The organism is Virgibacillus sp. M23 (assembly GCF_034190895.1).
Taxonomy (GTDB): domain Bacteria; phylum Bacillota; class Bacilli; order Bacillales; family Amphibacillaceae; genus Virgibacillus; species Virgibacillus salarius.
Genome location: NZ_JAWDHA010000144.1, coordinates 1 through 700, shown reverse-complemented (window position 1 = coordinate 700; position 700 = coordinate 1). Strand labels below are relative to the sequence as shown.

General features: G+C 46.0%; 1 protein-coding gene. It reads right to left on the bottom strand.

Features of this window, described 5'->3' with window-relative positions:
- Window positions 1–43: 43 nt before the first annotated feature.
- On the bottom strand, window positions 44–700 hold a 657-nt coding region (locus RVS70_RS21675; protein ID WP_321134788.1), incomplete at its 5' end, for a M48 family metalloprotease.

Here is a 700-nt window from a genome sequence, read left to right as displayed (position 1 = left end):
AATAATATCAAAACGAAGCAGGGTCCTCCAGACCTGCTTCTTTTTATTTGCCATTATCCTGGTCTGTGGCAGGATGTTCCGGCGTGTTCTCTTCTTTCTCCGCATGTTGAATCCGTTCCATGATCGAAGGGTGGCTGCCTCTGAAAATCTTCACAAGCACCGGAGGATCAACCTGGCTCAGCCCCGTCACGGCCAAATCCTGAAACGTTTTAACAGCGGCTTCTCTGTTCTCTGTCAACTCGATCCCATACTGGTCAGCCTTATTCTCCTGATCACGCGAGACAGCATTAGAAAAAGGCGAAATCGCAAAGCTCAAAACAGAAAACAAAAGCAATAACAGCGGAAGTGCCGCAAGATCATGCCGCCCTTCTAAATGAAACATGCTGCGGGTTAGGCGCACTGTCCGCTTGTATAGCTTATCAATGACATAAAATCCGGCGAGCGACACGAGCAAATAGCCAGCCAGGCCGATGTAAACGTGCTTCATGACATAATGGCCCATTTCGTGGCCCATTATAAACAGAATCTCTGAATCGTCAAGTTTGTTCAGCGTCGTATCCCATAATACAATCCGTTTATTGGTCCCTATTCCCGTAACATAGGCATTCAGCGCATTTGTTTTTTCCGACATGTTCACTTCATATACATGATCAGCCGGAATATTAGCTTCTTCTGCCAGCTCTAAATTTTTGTTTTCAAG